General features: G+C 65.1%; 2 protein-coding genes. One reads left to right on the forward strand and one right to left on the reverse strand.

What is annotated here, in order from left to right; translation table 11 throughout:
• On the reverse strand, positions 1-2,509 hold a 2,509-nt coding region (locus AC2VLV_RS12250), incomplete at its 3' end, for an AAA family ATPase (RefSeq protein WP_486990255.1).
• 305 nt (positions 2,510-2,814) lie between these two features.
• Here AC2VLV_RS12250 and AC2VLV_RS12255 point away from each other — a divergent pair.
• Positions 2,815-3,124: hypothetical protein (locus tag AC2VLV_RS12255; RefSeq protein WP_486990256.1), on the forward strand; the 310-nt coding region annotated here is incomplete at its 3' end.

Below are 3,124 nucleotides of genomic sequence, written 5' to 3' on the forward strand. Positions count from 1 at the left end.
CGGCCTCGTGCAGCGCGGTCAGGCGTTTGTCCGCCGCGCTCAACGCGCGGCTGCTGCGCGGGCCGAAGCGCTCGGTGGTGATGATCTCGCGCATGAATGCCGTATCCACCTCGGCGCGACCTTCGCGCAGCAGCGCATAGGCCGCTTCATTGCGCACCGACTCCAGGGCCGCGCCGCTGAGACCGGTGGTGGCATCGAGCAAGGCTTCCACGTCCAGGGACTGGCCACCGGGCAACGCCTGGTAGCGTGTGATGAATCCGCGCCGGGCTTCGCGGTCGAGCATCGGCACTTCCACGTGCAGGCCCAGCCGCCCCGGTCGCAACAGCGCCGGATCGAGGCGCTCCAGATAATTGGTGGCGGCCACGGTAAACACCGGACTGCTGCCGCCACCGAAGCCATCGAGCGCGCTCAGCAGTGCATTGATGGCGGCGGTGTAGGCAGTCTGCTGGCGGCTTCCCAGCACATCGATCTCGTCGAGGAACACCAGCGCCGGGGCATAGTGCCGCGCGCGCTCGTACAAGGATTGGGTGAACCTCGGGTCAAGCAGATCCACGCCATTGGCAGCCAGGAACGGCAAGTCCGCTTCGCCAGCAAGCGCCTTTGCCAGCAAGGTCTTGCCGGTACCGGGCGGACCATGCAGCACCATGCCACTGGGGGATGCCACGGCCCATTGCTCGAGTTGCCGCGGTTCCTTCAGCAGGTGCACGATTTGTTGCAGGCGCTGCTTGACCACGACGTGGCCCTGCACGTCGCCGAAGCGGACGCTGGGCACCTCGACGACCAGCGCACCGCCACCGGTGAAGTCCTCGGCGCGTTGCGGCACCGCGACCTGCGGGTCGTGCAAGGTCAGGGTCCATGGGCTCGCCTGGGTGTCCAGCGTGCGCTCGAACACCACGGTGCGATTGCGGCGCCTGAGGCACTGCACCAGATCCGGACCGTCCGGCTGCAGCTGCACCGGAATGCCCAGGCGCTCCTTGATGGGCTCCAGCTTCTCCAAGGTGCCCGGCGTGAAACGGATGTCCAGTGACTGGCCGGCGAGCAGCGCGAAATCCTGACGCAGCGCGTAGGCATCCAGCTCGGGCAGCCACAGGTCGCGCAGCGCACGCGCCGTGACCTTGCGTGCATCGAGATCGGCGCCATGGGCGAGCAGGCTGGCTTCGACCAGCAGCTCCGTGTTGGCTTCCCAGTGGAGCCGAATGCCCACGGTTGCAGCGTACGTCGACTTCAGCGTCCCCAGACCCTGTCTGGCGAGTGTGCGCAGTTCGGCCTCACCCAGCGGGGCAAACAACAGCAGGTTGGAAGACCCCAACGCACTGAGCAACCCGGGGTCGTACACGGGCATGCTGTCACTGCCATGGCTCGTGCTGCGCCGCTTGCGCAGGTAATCGAGCAGCGTGTCCTTGCCTTGGCCCGGCTGGCGCGCATAACGCTCGAAGAAGCCCGCGTTCCGCGCCAGCTCGCCATCGATGCTGGCAGTGAAGATGAAAATGCACTGTCTGGCGTCCACTGCGGGCTCGGCGATGCGCTCCTGTTTTAAGTCATTGTTCTTGTAGAAGCCATAGCGATCGGTCAGGAATCCGGTGTCGAACAGCTCCAGCAGCACGTTCTGCGTGTTGGGATGCGCCTTGTCCAGATGATCGAGGATGATCACCGAACGCGGATGCTCCCGGATCCACTGGGTCAATTCACCGGGCCTCGCATCGGCATAGCCTTGGGTCAAGCCGACCAGGCCGAAACTCTGATTGAAGCTGGTGTAGGCCGACAGATCGAAGGTCGTGCTGGCCCAGACGTCTTGAGGCCCCGCCGAAGCCTCGGATGGTGTCGATGAAGGCAGTTCAGATGCTCTCGCCAGCGCCTGCGCGATGATCCCTGCGGCGAAGCTCTTGCCCGTGGCCGTGGGACCCACAAAGAAGAAAGTGGCCCAGGGCTTCTTGGGCGCCGAACGCAGCGCCGGTGTTTCCATCAAGGCCGCCGCGATCTTCGGGACCAGCTCTCGAGGGTCGAGGAACGCCCGTTCCAGGTCGCTGCGAACGCGCTTTGCGGCGTCCATCACCTGTGCCCGTGTCAGCGGCGGCAGGGCCTTGACGGGATCAGTGGATGCAGCGTCCTTGGTCACCCCGATGCTTGCGGCGAGCATGCGTGCGTATTCGACACGGAATTGATCCCGAAACGTCTCTTCGAGCAGGTTGTCCAGATTCTCGACGCGTAGCCCAAGCTTGACCAAATACGACGCGGCCTCGGCGGATAACGGATTCACATAGACCGACATTGCACTGAGCATCGCCATGGCCATGGCCAGTGTCCAATCGCGCCGCGCGGACGCCAGGACCATCGGGGGCAGACGGGCGCTGGCGTTGGCGGAGGTGCCGTCCACCGTGTGCCGGATGGCCAGCATCAGGTCCGACAGATCGATCGCGGCATGGTCATTGACGCGCGCGATCCCGCGCGCCACGGCGAGCAGGATGCACGGCGGTTCTTTGGGGCGCGGTGCCGGATCTTCAGCAGCCATGGCATCCAGTCGCTGAGCCGGCTGCAACGGCGCCTGCGGGCACGCGCGTGTCGTGCGAACAACGCGCAGGAACCACAGGCCAAGCGGGTCGCCTGCTGCGCCGCATGGCTCGTTCGCCTGAAGGCGGGTCACCACAACCCGACCTGCCCCCTGCGATGCTGTGCGTCGCCCCCTTCGCACGCGCCATCACCAAGACTCTCCTGTGCCCGGTATGGACGGGCGCCAAACCGACGCTCGTCATCAGCTAACTCGCTCATCGCCGGTGTCGTGTCAACTTACAAATTCCATAGAATCGTAATGTCCACATGAAGAATCATCCTGCACGCGCAGCCAGTGCGACGTTGCAGGGCCATTCGCCGCACCCCATCCGCAGGCCGATGCGGCTTGCAGCAAGAACCCGCCTGGTCGTAGCGTTGCGCCGTGAACCGGGCATCCGCCCGATCGACAGCGAGATCAGCCCCATGGCCAAAACGATTTCCCGTCATCCCCACGGTCCGGTGCACTGCGAGTCCTGCGCACGCACGGGCAAGCACATCGAGATGCTTGCCCAGGATGCGCTGGATGCATCGTTCCAGGTGCCGGAAGACATCCAGCCTGAGGGACTGCGCTCCTACC

The sequence above is a fragment of the Thiomonas sp. TH-17 genome (assembly GCF_057473305.1).